Origin of the sequence: Citrobacter portucalensis, from assembly GCF_023374935.1 — a bacterium.
In the GTDB taxonomy this organism is placed as follows: Bacteria; Pseudomonadota; Gammaproteobacteria; order Enterobacterales; family Enterobacteriaceae; genus Citrobacter; species Citrobacter portucalensis.
In genome coordinates, this window is record NZ_CP092466.1 from 1,534,952 (window position 1) to 1,553,223 (window position 18,272).

Sequence of the window (18,272 nt, forward strand, 5' to 3'; positions counted from 1 at the left end):
TATGGAAGTGAAAAGTTATGTCATTGTGCTAATCTCATAACAATAATTAAACATCTCACCGGTATTTCCAGAATCCTTATCGATCCATAGACAAACACTATCAGAGAAATCAACTTCACCCATTAAAATGAATTTGATAATCATTCTCAATAGGCGTAGCTTGAAACATAGCAAAGGCTATGTTTCTGAGGCACTAAAATGACTAACGATCGCGTTGAGAGTAGCAGTGGACGGGCAGCGCGCAAGTTGAAGCTCGCATTAATGGGACCTGCGTTCATCGCGGCGATCGGCTACATCGATCCGGGCAACTTCGCCACCAACATCCAGGCAGGGGCCAGCTTTGGCTATAAATTGTTGTGGGTGGTGGTCTGGGCAAATCTGATGGCGATGCTGATTCAGGTGCTGTCGGCAAAGCTGGGTATTGCCACGGGTAAAAACCTGGCGGAGCAAATTCGCGATCACTATCCTCGTCCGGTGGTGTGGTTCTACTGGGTGCAGGCCGAAATTATCGCCATGGCGACAGACCTTGCTGAATTCATTGGTGCCGCGATTGGTTTCAAATTGATCCTCGGCGTGTCGTTATTGCAGGGGGCCGTGCTCACCGGTATCGCGACTTTTTTGATTCTGATGTTGCAGCGCCGTGGGCAAAAACCGCTGGAAAAAGTGATTGGCGGCTTGCTGCTGTTTGTGGCTGCGGCTTACATTGTGGAACTGATCTTTTCCCAGCCGAACTTCGCGCAACTTAGCAAGGGAATGGTTATCCCGAGCCTGCCTAATTCCGAAGCGGTGTTCCTGGCAGCCGGGGTGCTCGGCGCGACTATCATGCCACACGTCATTTATCTGCACTCTTCCTTAACTCAGCATCTGCACGGCGGAACACGTCAACAGCGCTATGCGGCCACGAAATGGGATGTGGCAATCGCCATGACGATTGCTGGATTTGTCAATCTGGCGATGATGGCGACGGCTGCCGCTGCATTTCACTTTAGCGGGCATACCGGTATTGCCGATCTCGATCAAGCGTATCTGACACTTGAACCGCTGTTGAGTCACGCTGCGGCGACGGTATTCGGTTTAAGCCTGGTGGCTGCGGGACTTTCTTCTACCGTGGTCGGTACGTTGGCCGGGCAGGTGGTGATGCAAGGGTTTATCCGCTTTCACATTCCGCTTTGGGTACGCCGTACCGTCACCATGATGCCATCATTTATTGTGATTCTGATGGGATTAGATCCGACGCGTATTCTGGTGATGAGCCAGGTGTTGCTCAGTTTTGGTATTGCGCTGGCGCTGGTGCCGCTACTGATCTTCACCAGCAACAGTCAGCTGATGGGCGATTTGGTCAATACCCGATGGGTAAAACAGGTAGGCTGGGTGATTGTTGTGCTGGTGGTGGCGCTCAATATCTGGTTGTTGGTAGGAACCGCACTCGGTTTGTAAAAACAAAAGGGCCCGTTGGCCCTTTTGTTACATTAATGATGATGTTTGTGGCCACGCCCGCGACCGCGGTGGTCGTCACGATCGTTCCAGCCTTCACGATAACCACGCTCATAAGCTTTGCGTTTGTCCCAGCCACGATGGTAGCCGTTGTCATGACGCCACCAGCGATTTTTGCGCCACTCATAGTTATGGTGCCAGTAATCCCGGTCGCGCCAGCGGCCGCCATCCCAGTAGTTACCGTAGTTATCGCGATCGCCAATTTGTAACTTTATTGATGGCAGCAGGGTGATTTCGCCAGCGTTCGCGGCCAGCGGTGTAAAAGCCAATAAGACTGCCGCCAGAATCAGTGACCTGAACATGTTTTCTCTCCTTCACGATCGAGCCGTAGCCGGCCTGTTAACGTAATATTACGGGGCAGTAAAGCCCCGTTTCATCGCCTTAACTCTTAAATCGCAAGTGAGAGCACTTTTTGTTAATAAATGTGTCTTTATTTCAATCAACTCAGGATAGCATCAATCTGCGCGCACTCTTCAGACGTAAAGTGACGGTTTGCCAGCATACCGACAGCGTCTTCAATTTGTGCTGGTTTACTCGCGCCAATCAGCACGGACGTGACTTTGTCATCCCGTAACACCCATGCTAGCGCCATTTGGGAAAGCTTTTGCCCGCGTCGTTCTGCCAGCACATTCAGCGCCCGCACTTTTTCCAGTTTTTGTGGAGTGATCTGGTCCGGATTCAGAAAGCGACTGGTGCTTGCCGCACGAGAATCCGCAGGAATGCCGTTCAGATAGCGGTCGGTTAACTGTCCGCCAGCCAGCGGTGAGAAGGCGATACTGCCGACACCTTTTTCCTGTAATAGCGACAGCAAGCCGCCTTCGACCCAACGTTCAAACATGGAATATTTGGGCTGGTGAATAAGGCATGGCGTACCTAAATCGTCGAGTATTTCAATCGCCTGCCTGGCAAGATCTGCTGGATAGTTAGACAACCCGACGTACAGCGCTTTGCCCTGACGGACGATGTGATCCAGCGCGCGCATGGTTTCTCTGAGCGGTGTTTCAGGGTCGGGGCGATGGTGGTAGAAGATATCGACATACTCCAGCCCCAGACGCTTCAGGCTTTGATCGAGACTGGCAATCAGATATTTGCGTGAACCCCAGTCACCGTAGGGACCTTCCCACATGGTGTAGCCCGCTTTTGTGGAGATAATAAGCTCATCTCGCCACGGTAAAAAATCTTCCTGCAGGATCCGACCAAAATTCCGTTCTGCCGAACCCGGCGGTGGACCATAGTTATTTGCCAGATCAAAATGGTTAATCCCCAGATCGAATGCGCGCTGTAACAATGCGCGACTGTTCTCGACCTGCGTGGTATCGCCAAAATTGTGCCACAAACCCAGAGAGACAATCGGGAGCTTAAGGCCGCTTTGACCGCAGCGGCGGTACTCCATTGTCTGATAACGATTTTCATCTGCGTGATAAACCATGTCACCTCCCTTCCACAATGCGTGTGTCTTTCAGTGTATACGGTTACACCGTCGATTCTTCAATGAATTTTAACCGCCAAAACTGTAAATCCTGCTTTCCACCCTTTCACAGCGACTTTCCTGGACAGTCATCACAGTTCTTCGATACTCAACATGAGGTTACCGTCAGAAGGATAGCTGTCATGCAAACCCCGTATTCCGTTGCTGATTATCTGCTGGACAGGCTGGCAGGCTGTGGCGTCGGCCATCTCTTTGGTGTGCCGGGCGATTATAATTTGCAGTTTCTTGACCACGTGATTGAACATCCCAACGTATGTTGGGTCGGGTGTGCGAATGAATTGAATGCGGCTTATGCGGCAGATGGCTATGCCCGGGTATCCGGGGTAGGGGCGTTGCTCACCACGTTTGGTGTGGGCGAGTTAAGCGCAATTAACGGTATCGCGGGTAGCTTCGCGGAATATGTTCCTGTTTTGCATATTGTCGGCGCACCCTGTCGCGGCGCGCAGCGTCGCGGAGAGTTGATGCATCACACTTTGGGTGACGGTGACTTTCAGCATTTTTACCGCATGCAGCAGGCAGTAACAACGGCCAGCGCGATACTGGATGAACAAAATGCCTGCTATGAAATTGACCGTGTGTTGCGAATGATGCTCAGCGAGCGCAGGCCGGGCTATCTGATGCTGCCTGCTGATGTGGCTAAACAGCCTGCTACGCCACCGAATGATATTATGATTGTTCCTCTGAGCGAGCCGGAAAGCAGCGTGATAGAGGCGTTTCGCTACCATGCCCGTGAACGATTGCTGGACAGCCCACGCGTAGCGTTGCTGGCCGACTTCCTCGCGCTGCGTTTTGGCCTGCAGCCGGTTTTACAGCGCTGGATGGCGGAAACGCCGATGGCTCATGCCACGTTGTTGATGGGCAAAGGACTGTTTGATGAGCGTCACCCGGCGTTTGTTGGCACGTACAGCGCTGGAGCCAGCAGCGATTATGTACGTCAGGCGATAGAAGATGCCGATACGATAATGTGTGTCGGCACACAATTTGTCGACACCCTCACTGCTGGGTTTACACAACAGCTACCGCAGGATCGCACCATTGACGTTCAGCCCCATGCGTCACGAATTGGATCCCACTGGTTTAACATCCCGATGGAGCAGGCGGTCACCACATTACGTGAGTTGTGCCTGGAAATGTCGTTTTCTCTACCGCCAGAACGTCCGCCAATTAGGCGTGTTCAGGTTGAGAAGGGCCCACTGACGCAGGAAAACTTCTGGCACACGGTGCAGCAGTTTCTGAAGCCTGATGACATTATCCTCGTCGATCAGGGAACCGCCGCCTTTGGCGCGGCTGCGCTCTCACTACCTTGCGGGGCGGAAGTACTGGTTCAACCGTTGTGGGGATCTATCGGCTACGCGCTCCCGGCGGCATTCGGTGCGCAAACGGCCTGTCCGGACCGTCGGGTGATCCTGATTATTGGTGATGGCGCGGCGCAGCTCACCATTCAGGAGCTGGGCTCCATGCTCAGAGACGGGCAATCGCCGGTTATTTTACTGCTCAACAATGACGGTTATACCGTGGAGCGGGCCATACATGGGGCAAATCAGCGCTATAACGACATCGCCGCCTGGAGCTGGACGTCGGTGCCGCAGGCGTTTAGTCGTGAATGTCAGGCAGAATGTTGGCGGGTGAAGCTGGCGGTACAGCTGGAAGAGGTGCTGGCCCGGTTGTCCCATCCGCAACGACTGTCGTTAATTGAGGTGGTGCTACCGAAAGCCGATCTTCCTGAATTATTGCGCACGGTGACCCGTGCGCTGGAATCTCGCAACGGCGGATAGCTATTTATCAGGGCGCTCAGCGACCATCATCGGTTTGCCTGCCAGCAGCAGCCAGGCGGGCAGCATGACGATGCACAGCAGCGGCAGCAGGGTGGAATCTGGCACCACCACTGCTGCCATAAACAGGCTCAGCCAGGCGTCACGGGTGACGACCAGCACCAGCCCGAGAATAGAGCAAGAAACCGTGATGGCAGCCGGCACAGCTTCAACATGGGCGTGCAGCATCAGGCCAAGCGCGACGCCAACGAATACCGCCGGGAAGATTCGTCCGCCGCGAAAACCACTCGCCGCTGCTACCACCAATGCCGTTAGTTTGATCACGGCGAGCATGAAATAATCTGATGTCCCCAGCGTTTGGCTAAACGCCATTTGCTGCATTTCGTCCAGTCCCTTAAACAAGGTAAGCGGCCCGCCGATAACACCCAAAATACCAAGGATAAAACCGCCTGCCCCGAGGATCAGCACCGGGTGTCTTAATCGATGCATTAAATGGTGCAAACGCGGCAGACACCAGACGGCAACCATCCCAGCGGCAATGGCGATGGCAGCAACAACCGCGCCGCTGAGGATATCGATCAAGTGCATCTGCGTGTAGTGCGCGATGGGCAGTGAAAAATGGGGGTGAAAAAACAGGCTGGTGGTTAGCGAACCCGCGGCGGCGGCCATTAACGGTGCAAACAGGCGATCCCACAAGGGCACATCGTTTGAGCTATTTAGCGTTTGCGAAAATATCAGCGCGGCGGCAACGGGGGTACCAAATAGCGCGCCGATGGTGCCGGCAGAGGCGAGAATGGTCCAGTCCAGCTTCGCAATGCGCGGAAACATGCGGCTACCAAGTGCCACTGCCAGTGCGATATTCACGGTCATGATGGGGTGTTCCGGACCCAGACTGACGCCACCCGCGAGGCCGAGGATTAGCGCTGCCAGCAGGCCCGGTATTGCTGACGTTGGCACCGGCATACCAATTAACGGTTCACAGGCCGGATCCGGGCCTGCGTGGCCATGGCTGTAACGGATAACTAACCCGACCATGATCCCCGTGAGTGTCAGCATACCGATAATCCAGACCGGAGAGTCCTGGGCTATACCGATGCTAACAGGCAGACGTTCCCACAAAAACTGCTGTAAAACGGAAGCCACTTTCATCACAACGATCAACACCAGGCTGGACGCTATGCCAATGATTAGCGCTGGGGTTGATAGCAAGAGCATCGTTCTGGCTCGCGGATGGAGCATTTTCTATTCCTTAAAACAGAGTCATAGACATAGTTTGCACAGCCTGCCTGACGACATCGCTGCAAATGGTGCTGAAACGATAAAGTAATTGTGTGATCTGGATCGATTTTCCACGGGCATCAGCCTTCAGACCGTTGTTGTTATGTCCCCATGAATTTACAGTGTGGCAAAGATTTATTCTGACTTTAGCGGAGCAGTGGAAGAATGACAAAATATGCTTTAGTAGGGGATGTTGGCGGCACCAACGCGCGTCTTGCTCTGTGCGATATTGCCAGTGGCGAGATTTCGCAGGCAAAAACCTATTCCGGGTTGGATTATCCAAGTCTGGAGGCGGTGGTGCGCGTGTACCTGGATGAGCATAGCGTTAGCGTTGAAGATGGTTGTATTGCCATTGCCTGTCCGATAACCGGCGACTGGGTGGCAATGACCAACCATACCTGGGCGTTCTCTATTGCTGAGATGAAAAAAAACCTGGGCTTCAGCCATCTGGAAATCATCAATGATTTCACCGCTGTGTCGATGGCGATCCCGATGCTGAAAAAAGAGCATTTAATCCAGTTTGGTGGCGCGGAACCTGTTGAAGGTAAACCTATTGCTGTTTATGGCGCAGGAACCGGGCTCGGCGTGGCGCATCTGGTCCACGTGGATAAACGCTGGGTAAGCCTCCCTGGTGAAGGCGGCCACGTGGATTTTGCGCCTAACAGCGAGGAAGAGGGAATTATCCTTGAGGTTCTGCGCGCGGAAATAGGTCACGTGTCCGCAGAACGCGTGCTGTCGGGTCCGGGACTGGTGAATCTGTATCGCGCGATCGTTAAATCTGACGGACGCCTGCCGGAAAATCTGCAGCCGAAGGATATCACCGCACGGGCGCTGGAAGATTCCTGCATTGACTGTCGTCGTGCGCTGTCGCTGTTCTGCGTCATCATGGGACGTTTTGGTGGCGATCTGGCATTAACGCTGGGCACATTTGGCGGTGTGTACATCGCCGGCGGCATTGTGCCGCGCTTCCTCGACTTTTTTAAAGCGTCGGGCTTCCGCGGTGGTTTTGAAGATAAAGGTCGTTTTAAAGCCTACGTGCAGGATATTCCGGTGTATCTGATCGTGCACGATAATCCAGGACTACTTGGCGCTGGTGCGCATTTACGTCAGACGCTGGGCCACATTTTGTAAGGTCAGGGCCGGATGGCGCTCAGCGCTTATCCGGCCTTGTCGTTCTGGCTGTTCATATTTTCTAAAATTATCTTGATCATCTGTTGTTCAAATAAATCGGCATGCAGGTATCTTGTGTTTTTATATTTTTTATCGGTATCCAGATAGGGTTGATGCAAACAACATTCTGGCGGCGTGCATGAGATCAGGGTGTTAATAAGGTCAATTGGTTTAGGGTATTCAACAAATAGCGGGCCATGGCGATAGTTATTTTTATTTTGCCATTCCGCCAGATCGTCCATGAAACACTCTGCGGTTGGTTTTGGCATCGCGCTGGCTTTATCTTTGCCCAATACAATATAAGCCATGTTGTATAACCCGTGCGCGTATGGCCAGAACATTTTATGGAGCTTAGTGAGTCCCGGTTCTCTCAATGCAGATACGCTTTTACAATATAAATCGAGTTGTGTCCCTGCTTCTGTCACATCCTCATCCAGGAGCGCCATCAGGTAGCGGAGGATGAACATATCGCTTGCTGTCTGCTTCGCGGCCAGTACCTTTTGCGCTCTTTTTCTGGCATCCACTGCAAAGTCTGCACGTTTGTACCACACCGCCATCATTAAATTCGTCATGGCCAGGTTAACAGGGTGACCGTTATCACTCATGCCCAATTTTTCAGGCAATAAGAGCGGTACTCGGTCAAATAAACCCGCGGCAAGAATCTCCAGTGTCGTCCATACATTAATACTGTGATCGCAGCCTGAGTCCACACCCTGCGTCACATGTTTAATCATCGCAGACTGTCGCAGGGATAAGTGCAGAGATTCCATATTATTTGACTGTATCGCGGTTTTATATCCTAATAAATCCGGGCTGCGCTTCATGCGCAGCATAAAAAGCCATGAACTCAGCTGTTGTTGCAGTGAATAATCCAGATGGCATTGTTCATGAATATCCAGGCACTCAGCTAAATAATCGTCCGTACTTATCCATATCAGGGCATTTTTTTCCGCTTCTTTTGCGTATTCGCGTAGATATGTACGTTGATATTTTTCGCTCAGCTTTGCCATGACATCACCTGTAAAAAATAGAGTGACGACCAATATACTACAAACTTAGTTCCGCTATCCTGTTAGTCGCGGAAACGACTGAAAGCGCGCGCTGTACTCTCCATTCGTCACGCTTTTTCAGCACTATAAATGCATTAATTGTCTGAATTCTTTCACTTTGCTCCGACTAACCGGGATTTCAAATTCCAGATCCTTTAAACGCAGAATATAAGTGTTGTTAAACCAGGGTTCGATCTCGCGGATTTTATTCAGATTTACGCAGAACGAGCGGTGGCAGCGGAAGAAATGCGAAGCCGGCAGTTTGCTGCAAAATTCGCTGATGTTCATCGGCATGACGTATGATTCTCGTCGCGTATAGACGAACGTCATCTTTTCATGCGCTTCAGCGTAGTAGATGTCGTTGATTGGGGTCACGATGATCCGCTCATCTTTGATCAGGTTGATCGTATCGTTTTCGCGGGCCACCGGACTTACAGGAGACGTTCCCGTTTGCTGTTGCTGCCAGGCGGCTTCTAGCTTTTGCAGCATACTGACAATGCGTGATTCCTGGTACGGCTTCAGAATGTAGTCAAAAGCTTCCAGTTCGAAGGCTTCAACAGCATGCTCTTTCCATGCGGTAATAAACACAATAAAGGGTTTATGCGCGAACTGGCTGATATTTTGTGCCAGCAATACGCCGTCCAACGAGGGAATATTAATATCCAGAAAAATGGCGTCAACGCGGTTGTGCTGGAGATATTTCAGCACGTCCAGACCATCGTCAAACGTGCCGACAATCTCCATCTGGCTGTGCTCTTTTATCAGCCAGCTCAGTTCCTGTTGGGCCAGGAATTCATCTTCAACAATGATGACTTTCACGACTTCACTCCTGGTTAAAGCAATAATGTAGTTGGCGCGGCTGCGGGCGAGTGCACATTAGGTACATAAAAGGCAATCTCTGTGCCTGGCTCCAGACGGCGGATATGTAATCCCTCACCGTAGAGCAGCTTAACGCGATGGTGCACATTCAACAGACCAATTTTATTGCCCGGCATTTCATTGGACTCGACCCGTTCAATCACTTTTGGGTCGATACCATGACCCGTATCTCGTACGGCAATCCGTACCCGGTTGCCGCACTCCGCAACGCTGATGGTGACCACACCTTTCCCTTTGCAGGGCTGGATCCCATGGACGATAGCGTTCTCGACCAACGGCTGAATCAGCAGGCTGGGGATAAAACAGCTTACCTCTTCATCGATATCATAAATAACGGTCAGCTTGTCGCCAAAGCGAGCCTGTTCGATGGTGATGTAATCCTTGATTTGATACAGCTCTTTCTTAATGTCGATCTGCTCATCGTCTTTTAATTCAATATTATAGCGAAGATAGCGCGACAAATTAAAAATGAGCTGACGTGCGGTGTCCGGGTTAAGCCGCACCGACGATGAAATCGCGTTCAGGGCATTAAACAGAAAATGGGGATTTATTTTGCTTTGCAGTGCGCGTAGCTCTGCCTTATTTGCCATTTCTCGTAGTTGCTCTGCGCGGGAGACTTCAAGCTGGGTGGAGATGATTTGCGACAGACCGATCGCCATTTCCTGTAACGAGGAAGTGATTTGATGAGCGTGACAGTAGTAGATCTTCAGCGTGCCGGTCACGACGCCTTTCTCCCAAAGCGGGATCACCAGCATGGAGTGAATTTCCGGGGTGCGATGCGCTTCATCATTGTTTTTTATGATGATTTTACCGTGATTTATGGCCTCCTGCGTGGTGGGACTGACGAAGTCATCGTTATCGCGGTAGTTGATCTCTCCAACGCCAACATAGGCCAGAACGTGCTGAGTATTGGTGATGGCAACCGCGTCAGCGTGGATATCGTGGCGAATAATTTCGCACACCTGGCGTAACGACTCGCTGTTGACCTGACGAAAGAGCGGCAGCGTTTTGTTGGCGATATCCAGCGCCAGCTTGGCCTGTTTTGCAGCGCTGGCTTCTTTCTCACCTTCAACGCTTTGTACCAGCATCACGATAAAACCAATACAGACGCTGCCGAGGATCATTGGAATACCGATTTTTGAGACAATATCCAGCCCCAGTTCGGTGGTGGGTGCCCAGGCGACGACGAGGATCATGGTCAGTGATTCGCACAGCATTCCGCCTAAAATACCCGCGCGCCAGTGCTGCGCTTTGGGGATCTTACGGTTGATCCACCCGGCAATGCAGCCAGCCAGAATGCTGGTAATAAAGCAGGGTAGGGCAGTTACGCCGCCAATATCGATCAGGTAACGGTGGGTGCCTGCGATCAGCCCCGTAATAATGCCAACCCATGGACCGAACAGGATCCCTCCTGACATGACCGCGATAATACGCACATTGACCAGAGAACCTTCTACCGGTACGCCTGACCAGGTACTGAACAGGGCAAACATGGAGAAAATCGCGGTAACGGCGAGCAGCTCTTTTGGGGAGTGGGCTGACTTGTGCAACAGTTCGCGAAACAGGCGGATACGAATCAGGAAAAACAGACAGAACAGCATCAGTGCTGCCCGGTCAAATACCGCCAGCAGCATATTGAATATTTCGTGCACGGGTGACTCTTGCGCAAGGGTTAAACCACTATGATAGGTAACCTGAGGCAGGATGACCAGCATCCCCGCAGTTCAGAGCTAATGGGGAAAAACCATAATATTAAAAGGGGATTGTTGCATGATTGTTGTATTTACAATACCTGTCCTGTGAGCACTGCGTTCAAGGTAATGTATTTAACAACAAAATGTTAAATGATGGTAATTTTTGGCGGGTTGTGAAAATGGTTATTTCCTCATTTTGCTCAGCTGTTCCTCTTTTTCGTCAGGAAAAAATATTTTGTTTTGCCTCTCGACAGAAGGAAATTATTCAGGCTATTTTCTAAACGTGCCACCATCGTGGCAGCGTCGCTCGGACGGTCCGGGCGCTAACGTTAATCTGAGGATATTATGGCTGACTCCCGCCCTGAACGTCGCTTTACGCGTATTGATCGCCTTCCCCCGTACGTTTTTAACATCACCGCTGAACTGAAGATGGCTGCGCGTCGGCGCGGCGAAGATATTATCGATTTCAGTATGGGGAACCCGGATGGAGCCACGCCTCCTCACATTGTCGAAAAACTGTGTACCGTGGCGCAGCGCCCGGATACTCACGGTTACTCCACCTCACGCGGCATTCCGCGTTTGCGTCGGGCGATTTCCCGCTGGTACCAGGAACGCTATGACGTTGAGATCGATCCTGAATCCGAAGCCATTGTGACCATCGGTTCCAAAGAGGGGCTGGCGCACCTGATGCTGGCAACGCTCGATCACGGTGATACGGTCCTCGTGCCCAACCCAAGTTATCCCATCCATATCTATGGCGCGGTGATTGCCGGCGCGCAGGTGCGTTCAGTGCCGCTGGTTGAGGGGGTCGACTTCTTTAATGAGCTGGAACGCGCAATACGCGAAAGTTACCCGAAGCCGAAGATGATGATCTTAGGTTTCCCATCCAACCCGACCGCGCAGTGCGTCGAGCTGGAATTCTTTGAGAAAGTGGTGGCCCTGGCTAAACGCTATGACGTGTTGGTGGTTCACGACCTGGCCTACGCTGATATTGTTTATGACGGCTGGAAGGCGCCATCGATTATGCAGGTACCCGGCGCTCGCGACGTCGCTGTTGAATTTTTCACCCTGTCGAAAAGCTACAACATGGCGGGATGGCGTATCGGGTTTATGGTGGGCAACAAAACGCTGGTGAACGCGCTGGCGCGAATCAAGAGCTATCACGATTACGGGACCTTTACGCCACTGCAGGTTGCAGCAATTGCCGCGCTGGAAGGCGATCAGCAATGTGTGCGGGATATCGCTGAGCAATATAAACGTCGTCGTGATGTGCTGGTCAAAGGACTGCATGAAGCAGGCTGGATGGTCGAGATGCCAAAGGCCTCAATGTACGTTTGGGCGAAAATTCCAGAGCAATACGCCGGGATGGGGTCACTTGAGTTTGCCAAGAAGCTGCTGAACGAAGCGAAGGTATGCGTTTCGCCAGGGATTGGGTTTGGTGATTATGGTGATACGCATGTGCGATTTGCGTTGATTGAAAACCGTGACCGTACCCGCCAGGCTATTCGCGGCATCAAGGCGATGTTTCGCGCAGATGGCCTGTTACCGACCAGTGCAAAACCGGCTTCTGAAAGTATCGACTGATAGAATGTTTCCCCAAAATGCAAAACAGGAGCCTGATGGCTCCTGTTTTTTTGCTGCGTCTTTTAATTTAGATCATCAGGGCGAAAGTACCGGCCCAAACGATGACCATAAAAGAAATGCCCATAAAGAAATATTTCACTTTTCATCTCTCCGCATACCTGGGGTACGTCTAAATGAACATATGCTTACCTGACATAGAGCTGATGCACTCGCGAACGAAAGGGAGAATCCCCCTCATTTGCTTGGCTGCATCACCTCAGAATTCTGAGCTTTAATGCTCCAGACGGCGCTAATGTACGCCTAAAAATGAGGAGAGACAAGAGGCATTTTTTTATTTAATTTTAATAACTTACAACTGTCGTGATTCGGCGACAGTTTAATTTCTGCCGGTAATAAATTGCTATTGAGCGACGTAATGGTTACTCGGAGAATTCTCATATCGCCATGATGTTAATGCGGTTAATTTTTCGCGAAATGAGATAATGAAAAGGTTAAAAATGACCAGATTAATGATGTTAGCACTCGTTTTTACGCCATTGACGTCGATGGCGGCCTCACCGTTGGCGTTTAATTTCAGCTGCGCAAGTATTGGTGGCGTGAATAGTGATGGCAAAGGCAATGTTTGGATTGATGGCTCGAAGGCGACGGTGAAGGCCTTCAATGAAAATTACTGGGAAGCCAAAAGCGGGAACAATACGGTTTCTATTTCTCGTAAAGATGACGGGAATCCGGACGTTTCCTGGAGTGGGCCGAATCGAAAGCACGGGGTATGCCTGCCTGAAGATAATATTGACTTTTCTGGGGCCAAAAAATCGACCAGCACTGGACCCTCTTTTTCCTGCGCTGCGGTTGCAAAGGGCAGTATCGAAGAGATTATCTGCCACAGTCCTTCGCTCTCAGAAATGGATTTAGCGTTAAACGGGGCCTACAAGCAGGCGCTGGTTAAATCGAGCAATAACCAGACGCTGAAAGCAGAGCAGCGCGGTTGGGTGAAAGGGCGTAACGAGTGCTGGAAGGAACAGGATAAATCAGCCTGCATCGCCCGCAACTACAGCGAGCGAATGGCTGAACTGCACAGCAAATGGGGCGTTAAGTAATTCAACCGCAGAAAAAAAGAAAGGCCTTACGGCCTTTCTTTTTAGATATACAACGAAGCTTCACCCATCGGGCGAGTTTTGAAGCGACGGTGGATCCAGAGATACTGCTCGGGTGCACGCATGATCTCTTTTTCGATAATTTTGTTCATATACGCCGCAGCCTGGCTTTCATCTGCCGGGTAACCTTCCATTTCTGGGGTGATGAACAGGCGGTAACCGGTGTTATCTGCTTTTCTCACCATGGTTACGGTCAGCATTGCTGCGCCCGATAACCGTGACAGTACGTAGGTACCGTTGGTGGTCGCCACGTCTTTAACTGCGAAGAAGGGGGCGAATGAACTCCCTTTACGACCATAGTCCTGATCGGGGGCAAACCACACTGCCTCGCCTTTTTTCAGGGCGCCGACAATACCACGCAGATTATTTCTGCCGATCATCGCCTTGTTGGAGCGCATACGACCGCGGGTTTGGATCCACTCCATCAACTTATTATTGTGCGGGCGATAGGTTGCCATCATTGGCTGGCAAAGCCCCATTACGCGACCACCCAACTCGAGCGACATAAAGTGTACGCCAACGACCATCACGCCACGATTTTGCATCTGAGCGCGCTTCAGGTTGTCCAGCCCTTCTACATCAAACCATTTGCGCACCCGGCGGTCCGGCCAGAACCAGGCCATACCTGTTTCAAGCAGCCCCATGCCGAGCGAACGGAAATTCTCATCGACCAGTTTGTCTCTTTCTTCCTGTGACAGATTTGGGAAACAGAGTTCGAGATTTTTACGTGCAATAGATTCACGGCGTTTTAAAAATGGACGAGCCAGCGTTCCTGTACGGGTACCAAGAAAACACAATACGGGATAGGGAAGCTGTACCAGTAACCAGAGCACACCAACACCAAACCATGTGAGCCAGTAGCGCGGATGCAAAAACGCGCGTGAAAATTTACATTGGGGGAACATAAGCACCTGTTGTTGATACGAAATAGATGTATCGCGAAGATTCTTTGCCTGTCGCTTTACACTCTGCACTGATCGTTAGGCCGCCATGAACGACATTGGTTCCTGTAAAGAGTGTAAAACTGAGTCAGGACAAAACCACGAGGGGGCATGAATGATCGGACGCACAATGTACACCCGAAAATTAATGTCAGCCAGAAATAATTACTCAAGATTCGTAAATGTTTTTAGGGCGATTAAGGGCAAAATTTCGCCTATATATAATTCGTTGTTTTTATGATGATTAAATAAACGACGGAGAACAGTGTAATAGTAAGCGGTCGAATGATTTTTGTGAATAAAATGTTGCTCAAATTGCAAGCAGATAGGAATTGTCTTAGAATATAAAGTTAAGGGAGTGTAAGGACTTACGTTAAGTTTACGGCAGACAGGAGGTATCGCTATGCTCTATTTCTGGACCTTTCTCATACTGAGCATTCTGTGCGTCAGCTGCTATATCTGGCAGGTTATAGGCGCTGCGGCGTCAATTAGCGCTTTTCTCGGCATGGCCATCCTTACGGCATTAATTTACGTTTTTACTATGCGGCTGACCAATGGTAACGAAATGGTAACTGGATTATTCCTGTTTCTTGCCCCGACATGTGGTTTGATCATTCGCTTTATGGTCGCGGATGGTAAGCAATAATTTGGAATGTTACGTTTAGCAATAAATTATCACCTTGAGTTATTTATTATTTATCTGAGTTTATTGAAGTGCCAGCATCGCTGGCACTTTTTTGTGAGGCCGAAATGAATTACCGGGCATCCGCCAACTGGAGTGATGCTTCCTCTTGCTGAGCATTTTTTCGCTGTTGCTCAAGTTCCAGCGCACCGCGATGAGAGAGGTAGCAGAACAGGATGCAGCAAACAATACCCCCCATCAGCAGATAGAAGCCGCCGTGCCACCCCATTTTGTCGACCATTACGCCAAACAGACTGGTGCCCAGCGATGCGCCAAAAATGTAGCTCATAAATCCGCGCAGTCCTACTGCAGAACCTACTGCGAAGCTGGGAACGATTTCCATCGTCTGAACAGAAGCGAGGAACTGTGGAACATAGATCAGGCAACCCACAATGGCGGCAAAAATAGTGACCATCAGCAGGGATTCACTTTTCCAGTAGCCGATCAAACAGACGAAAATCAGCGCCATACAAATCATGGCCAGCGGCATGCGACGGCCTTTAAACAGTTTATCGGTAAGCCAGCCCGCCAGTAATGTGGAAGGGATTGCCGCCCATTCAAAAAACAGAAAAGCGATGCTCATTTGCTCTTTCGAGAAATGTTTTTCGGTTAACAGATAAATAGGCAACCAGCTAATCATGCCAAAACGCACCATATAGACGAAGACATCTACCAGTGAAACATACCAGGCATTCTTATTACGCAGCACATAGGTGCAGAAAATCTGGAAGGCACTCATATTTTCTGGCGCCTGGTCAGTGTGTCGGGAATTTAATACTACTTTTTCTTCCGGCATCATTTGTTCCAGAGCCGGTAAGCCTTCCTGGCGCGGTGAACCTTTCCCCAGCATCAGCACAATAAAAGCAAACAGTACGGCAACACCGGCCGGGACAATATAGCTGGCGCTTTGCCAGTGCTCGCTCCCTAAAATGGCAAAGGCGGCACCAACAATCGGAGCGACAATACCACCGCCAACGTTGTGAGAAATATTCCAGAATGCGCCGACGCGTCCACGTTCTTTACGCGGAAACCAGTTGGCGATGGTAATAAATGAAGGGCCAACGCCCATACCCTGGAACAAACCGTTGAAAACGACCAGAGCGGCAAAAATCCAGAATCCGGTACTGAATCCTAAACCGACGTTTACGATGGCGCACAGAACCAGGCCGCATGCCATAAAGACCTTAGGGCTGGCCTTGTCTGCCAGACTACTCATAATGCCTTTACTGATCCCATAGGCAATAAGCATACAACTGCTGAGTAGACCAATTTGCGTGGCACTGAGATCCAGATGTTCTTTCAGGTACGGTGTTGAGAGCGTGAAGTTATTACGCACAATATAGTACGCAAGATAGCCAAGAAATACGCTGAGTAATGCCTGAATGCGGTATCGGCCATAAGTTTCCTGGACTTTCTCCGCCGGGACTTTATTTGCTGAAGGCCCTGCCTTAAATATGGATAACATATCATCACCTAAATTTATATTGATGTGAATATCAGGATTTTTCGTAGTGAAGAGTGAAATAGGCGGGCGAGAAATTCAAATAGATGAAATGTGTCACTATTGACTCAATTTTTGGATGGTGTGGCTTATTTTGACTCTTTTTAAATAATGGCTTTTCAATTCTATTCTTTTACGGACGCTTTTATCATCGGCGTGTGCGGATATTAACAAATTCAGACTGCATTTTCGGGTATTCTTTACCGATGTCGTCACTTTCCGTTTGGTTATTCTACGAATAACCTTATTCTTCCCCCAGTCGGTGATAAACGGGTAAGTTTTGTCTCAATATTTTTTTTTGCATATGTTGGTATTTATGAACGGGATCACAAACAGACTTTTGGGCCGGGGGCGTTGTTGGGCGTTCTCGCTCTGTTTTATGTCGTTGTCGGTGAGTTGCCTGGCGCAGGGTAAAGAGCTGGTAATGGCGACAACCTTTTCCCCTGGGGCAACGGCCTGGATTATTCAGCGTTGGCAGACTGAACCGGGGTCGGTGATGATTCGCACGTTAAACCGGACCAGCAGTTCATTGGAGCAACTGCTGGATACCGCGAATGCGGAAAATGTTGATCTGATTTTGACCTCATCCCCTATGCTGTTACAGCATCTGCAGGAGCATCAGAAGCTGGCGTCCTTCGAAAATGCGTTGCCGGAAAGCCAGCGGCTGGTGCCAGACTCTATCCGTTCGACCTCCGTGGCAGTGGCGATATCTGGTTTTGGTCTGTTGATTAATCGTTCTGCGCTGGTGGCACGACATCTGTCGCCTCCTGCCGACTGGGGGGATTTAACGCTGCCCAAATATCAGAACGCACTGTTGATGAGTAGCCCATCGCGTTCGGATACCAACCATCTGATGGTTGAGTCATTGCTACAGCAAAAAGGGTGGGAAGCGGGGTGGGCGACGCTGCTGGCGAGTGCTGGAAATCTGGTGACGATTTCATCACGCAGTTTTGGCGTAGCCGACAAAATTAAGAGTGGCCTGGGCGTGGCGGGGCCGGTCATTGATAATTATGCCAACCTGTTGCTTAACGATCCTCACCTGACTTTTACCTATTTTCCACGCTCGGCGGTATCGCCAACCTATGTTGCTGTTCTCAAGAACAGCCAGCACCCCAATGAAGCGCGTCGTTTTATCCGCTATTTGTTAAGCCCGGAGGGGCAGCGGATCCTTGCTGATGCGAATACGGGGAAATATCCGGTAACGCAGCTCGCATCTGATAATCCCCGCGCTGCTCAGCAGGCTATTTTAATGAACCAGCCTCCGCTTAATTATCGGCTGATCCTTAAGCGACAACAGTTAGTGCAGCGGATGTTTGATACCGCCATCAGTTTCCGTCTTGCGCAACTGAAGGATGCATGGCGGGCACTATACAGTGCGGAAGCACGCCTGAAACGCCCGCTACCCGAAATCAGAGCCTTACTGACCAGCGTTCCGATAGATGCCAAAAGTAGTGAAGATGAAGCCTGGCTTGCGCAGTTTGATAATAAAAGCGTTGCCGAACAGCAGATGATGGAGTGGCAGCTCTGGTTTCTTAAAAACCAGCGTCAGGCGATATCAAAACTGGAAGAATTAAAATGAAAGGTG

At 50.5% G+C, this 18,272-nt stretch carries 17 protein-coding genes; 8 read left to right on the top strand and 9 right to left on the bottom strand.

Translation table 11 applies throughout. The annotated features are described in order from the left end of the window. The first annotated feature begins 127 nt into the window (after positions 1-127). Both LY264_RS25965 and LY264_RS07315 read left to right on the top strand, forming a co-directional pair. Positions 128-202 carry a hypothetical protein gene (locus tag LY264_RS25965; RefSeq protein WP_418219455.1) on the top strand — a complete coding sequence of 25 codons (75 nt, stop codon included), beginning with the start codon at positions 128-130 and terminating at the stop codon, positions 200-202. Next, positions 199-1,437 carry an Nramp family divalent metal transporter gene (locus LY264_RS07315; protein WP_003834891.1) on the top strand — a complete coding sequence of 413 codons (1,239 nt, stop codon included), beginning with the start codon at positions 199-201 and terminating at the stop codon, positions 1,435-1,437. The genes LY264_RS25965 and LY264_RS07315 overlap by 4 nt, the downstream gene beginning before the upstream one ends. Before the next feature lie 32 nt (positions 1,438-1,469). On the opposite strand, the gene ypeC is transcribed toward LY264_RS07315, so the two are convergent. Continuing rightward, positions 1,470-1,796, bottom strand: a complete 327-nt coding sequence (gene ypeC / locus LY264_RS07320; RefSeq protein WP_003834889.1) for a DUF2502 domain-containing protein YpeC — start codon at positions 1,794-1,796, stop codon at positions 1,470-1,472. 137 nt (positions 1,797-1,933) lie between these two features. Next, positions 1,934-2,923: an L-glyceraldehyde 3-phosphate reductase gene (gene mgrA, locus LY264_RS07325; protein WP_048224919.1), complete on the bottom strand. Its 990-nt coding sequence runs from the start codon at positions 2,921-2,923 to the stop codon at positions 1,934-1,936. Positions 2,924-3,105: 182 nt separating this feature from the next. On the opposite strand from mgrA, the gene LY264_RS07330 reads away from it, so the two are divergent. Continuing rightward, positions 3,106-4,758, top strand: coding sequence for an alpha-keto acid decarboxylase family protein (locus LY264_RS07330; RefSeq protein WP_048224916.1), 1,653 nt, complete (start codon positions 3,106-3,108; stop codon positions 4,756-4,758). Here LY264_RS07330 and LY264_RS07335 read toward each other — a convergent pair whose 3' ends face one another. Further along, entirely contained in the window at positions 4,759-5,994 is a 1,236-nt protein-coding gene (locus LY264_RS07335) for an ion channel protein (RefSeq protein WP_032944118.1), read from the bottom strand. A 204-nt stretch (positions 5,995-6,198) separates the two neighbouring features. Between LY264_RS07335 and glk the strand changes: the two genes are divergently transcribed. Beyond that, positions 6,199-7,164 (top strand): glucokinase, encoded by a 966-nt coding sequence (gene glk / locus LY264_RS07340; protein WP_003028256.1) that lies wholly within the window; start codon positions 6,199-6,201, stop codon positions 7,162-7,164. 26 nt (positions 7,165-7,190) lie between these two features. Here glk and LY264_RS07345 read toward each other — a convergent pair whose 3' ends face one another. The 3 genes from LY264_RS07345 to LY264_RS07355 all read right to left on the bottom strand — a co-directional run bounded on the left by LY264_RS07345 (position 7,191) and on the right by LY264_RS07355 (position 10,783). Continuing rightward, on the bottom strand, positions 7,191-8,213 hold the full coding sequence (locus LY264_RS07345) for a hypothetical protein (protein WP_048224913.1): 1,023 nt from the start codon (positions 8,211-8,213) through the stop codon (positions 7,191-7,193). Positions 8,214-8,336: 123 nt separating this feature from the next. After that, on the bottom strand, positions 8,337-9,071 hold the full coding sequence (locus LY264_RS07350) for a LytR/AlgR family response regulator transcription factor (protein WP_003834866.1): 735 nt from the start codon (positions 9,069-9,071) through the stop codon (positions 8,337-8,339). 14 nt (positions 9,072-9,085) lie between these two features. After that, entirely contained in the window at positions 9,086-10,783 is a 1,698-nt protein-coding gene (locus LY264_RS07355; RefSeq protein ID WP_008785387.1) for a sensor histidine kinase, read from the bottom strand. A 387-nt stretch (positions 10,784-11,170) separates the two neighbouring features. Between LY264_RS07355 and alaC the strand changes: the two genes are divergently transcribed. Continuing rightward, positions 11,171-12,409 (top strand): alanine transaminase, encoded by a 1,239-nt coding sequence (gene alaC, locus LY264_RS07360; RefSeq protein WP_048215831.1) that lies wholly within the window; start codon positions 11,171-11,173, stop codon positions 12,407-12,409. 67 nt (positions 12,410-12,476) lie between these two features. Here alaC and ypdK read toward each other — a convergent pair whose 3' ends face one another. Continuing rightward, positions 12,477-12,548 carry a membrane protein YpdK gene (ypdK, locus tag LY264_RS07365; protein WP_010723117.1) on the bottom strand — a complete coding sequence of 24 codons (72 nt, stop codon included), beginning with the start codon at positions 12,546-12,548 and terminating at the stop codon, positions 12,477-12,479. 343 nt (positions 12,549-12,891) lie between these two features. Between ypdK and LY264_RS07370 the strand changes: the two genes are divergently transcribed. Continuing rightward, positions 12,892-13,506, top strand: coding sequence for a lysozyme inhibitor LprI family protein (locus LY264_RS07370; RefSeq protein ID WP_048224909.1), 615 nt, complete (start codon positions 12,892-12,894; stop codon positions 13,504-13,506). Positions 13,507-13,547: 41 nt separating this feature from the next. Here the strand turns inward: LY264_RS07370 and lpxP are convergent, their stop codons facing one another. Further along, positions 13,548-14,468 carry a kdo(2)-lipid IV(A) palmitoleoyltransferase gene (gene lpxP / locus LY264_RS07375; RefSeq protein ID WP_020996694.1) on the bottom strand — a complete coding sequence of 307 codons (921 nt, stop codon included), beginning with the start codon at positions 14,466-14,468 and terminating at the stop codon, positions 13,548-13,550. A 439-nt stretch (positions 14,469-14,907) separates the two neighbouring features. On the opposite strand from lpxP, the gene LY264_RS07380 reads away from it, so the two are divergent. Beyond that, the gene (locus tag LY264_RS07380; protein ID WP_008785383.1) at positions 14,908-15,150 is read left to right on the top strand and encodes a DUF2545 family protein; all 243 of its coding nucleotides are present in this window, start codon (positions 14,908-14,910) and stop codon (positions 15,148-15,150) included. 109 nt (positions 15,151-15,259) lie between these two features. On the opposite strand, the gene pgtP is transcribed toward LY264_RS07380, so the two are convergent. Beyond that, entirely contained in the window at positions 15,260-16,651 is a 1,392-nt protein-coding gene (gene pgtP, locus LY264_RS07385) for a phosphoglycerate transporter PgtP (RefSeq protein WP_008785382.1), read from the bottom strand. A gap of 415 nt (positions 16,652-17,066) precedes the next feature. Here pgtP and pgtC point away from each other — a divergent pair, with 415 nt between their 5' ends. Next, entirely contained in the window at positions 17,067-18,266 is a 1,200-nt protein-coding gene (gene pgtC, locus LY264_RS07390) for a phosphoglycerate transport regulator PgtC (RefSeq protein ID WP_122984030.1), read from the top strand. The last annotated feature ends 6 nt before the right edge of the window (positions 18,267-18,272 follow it).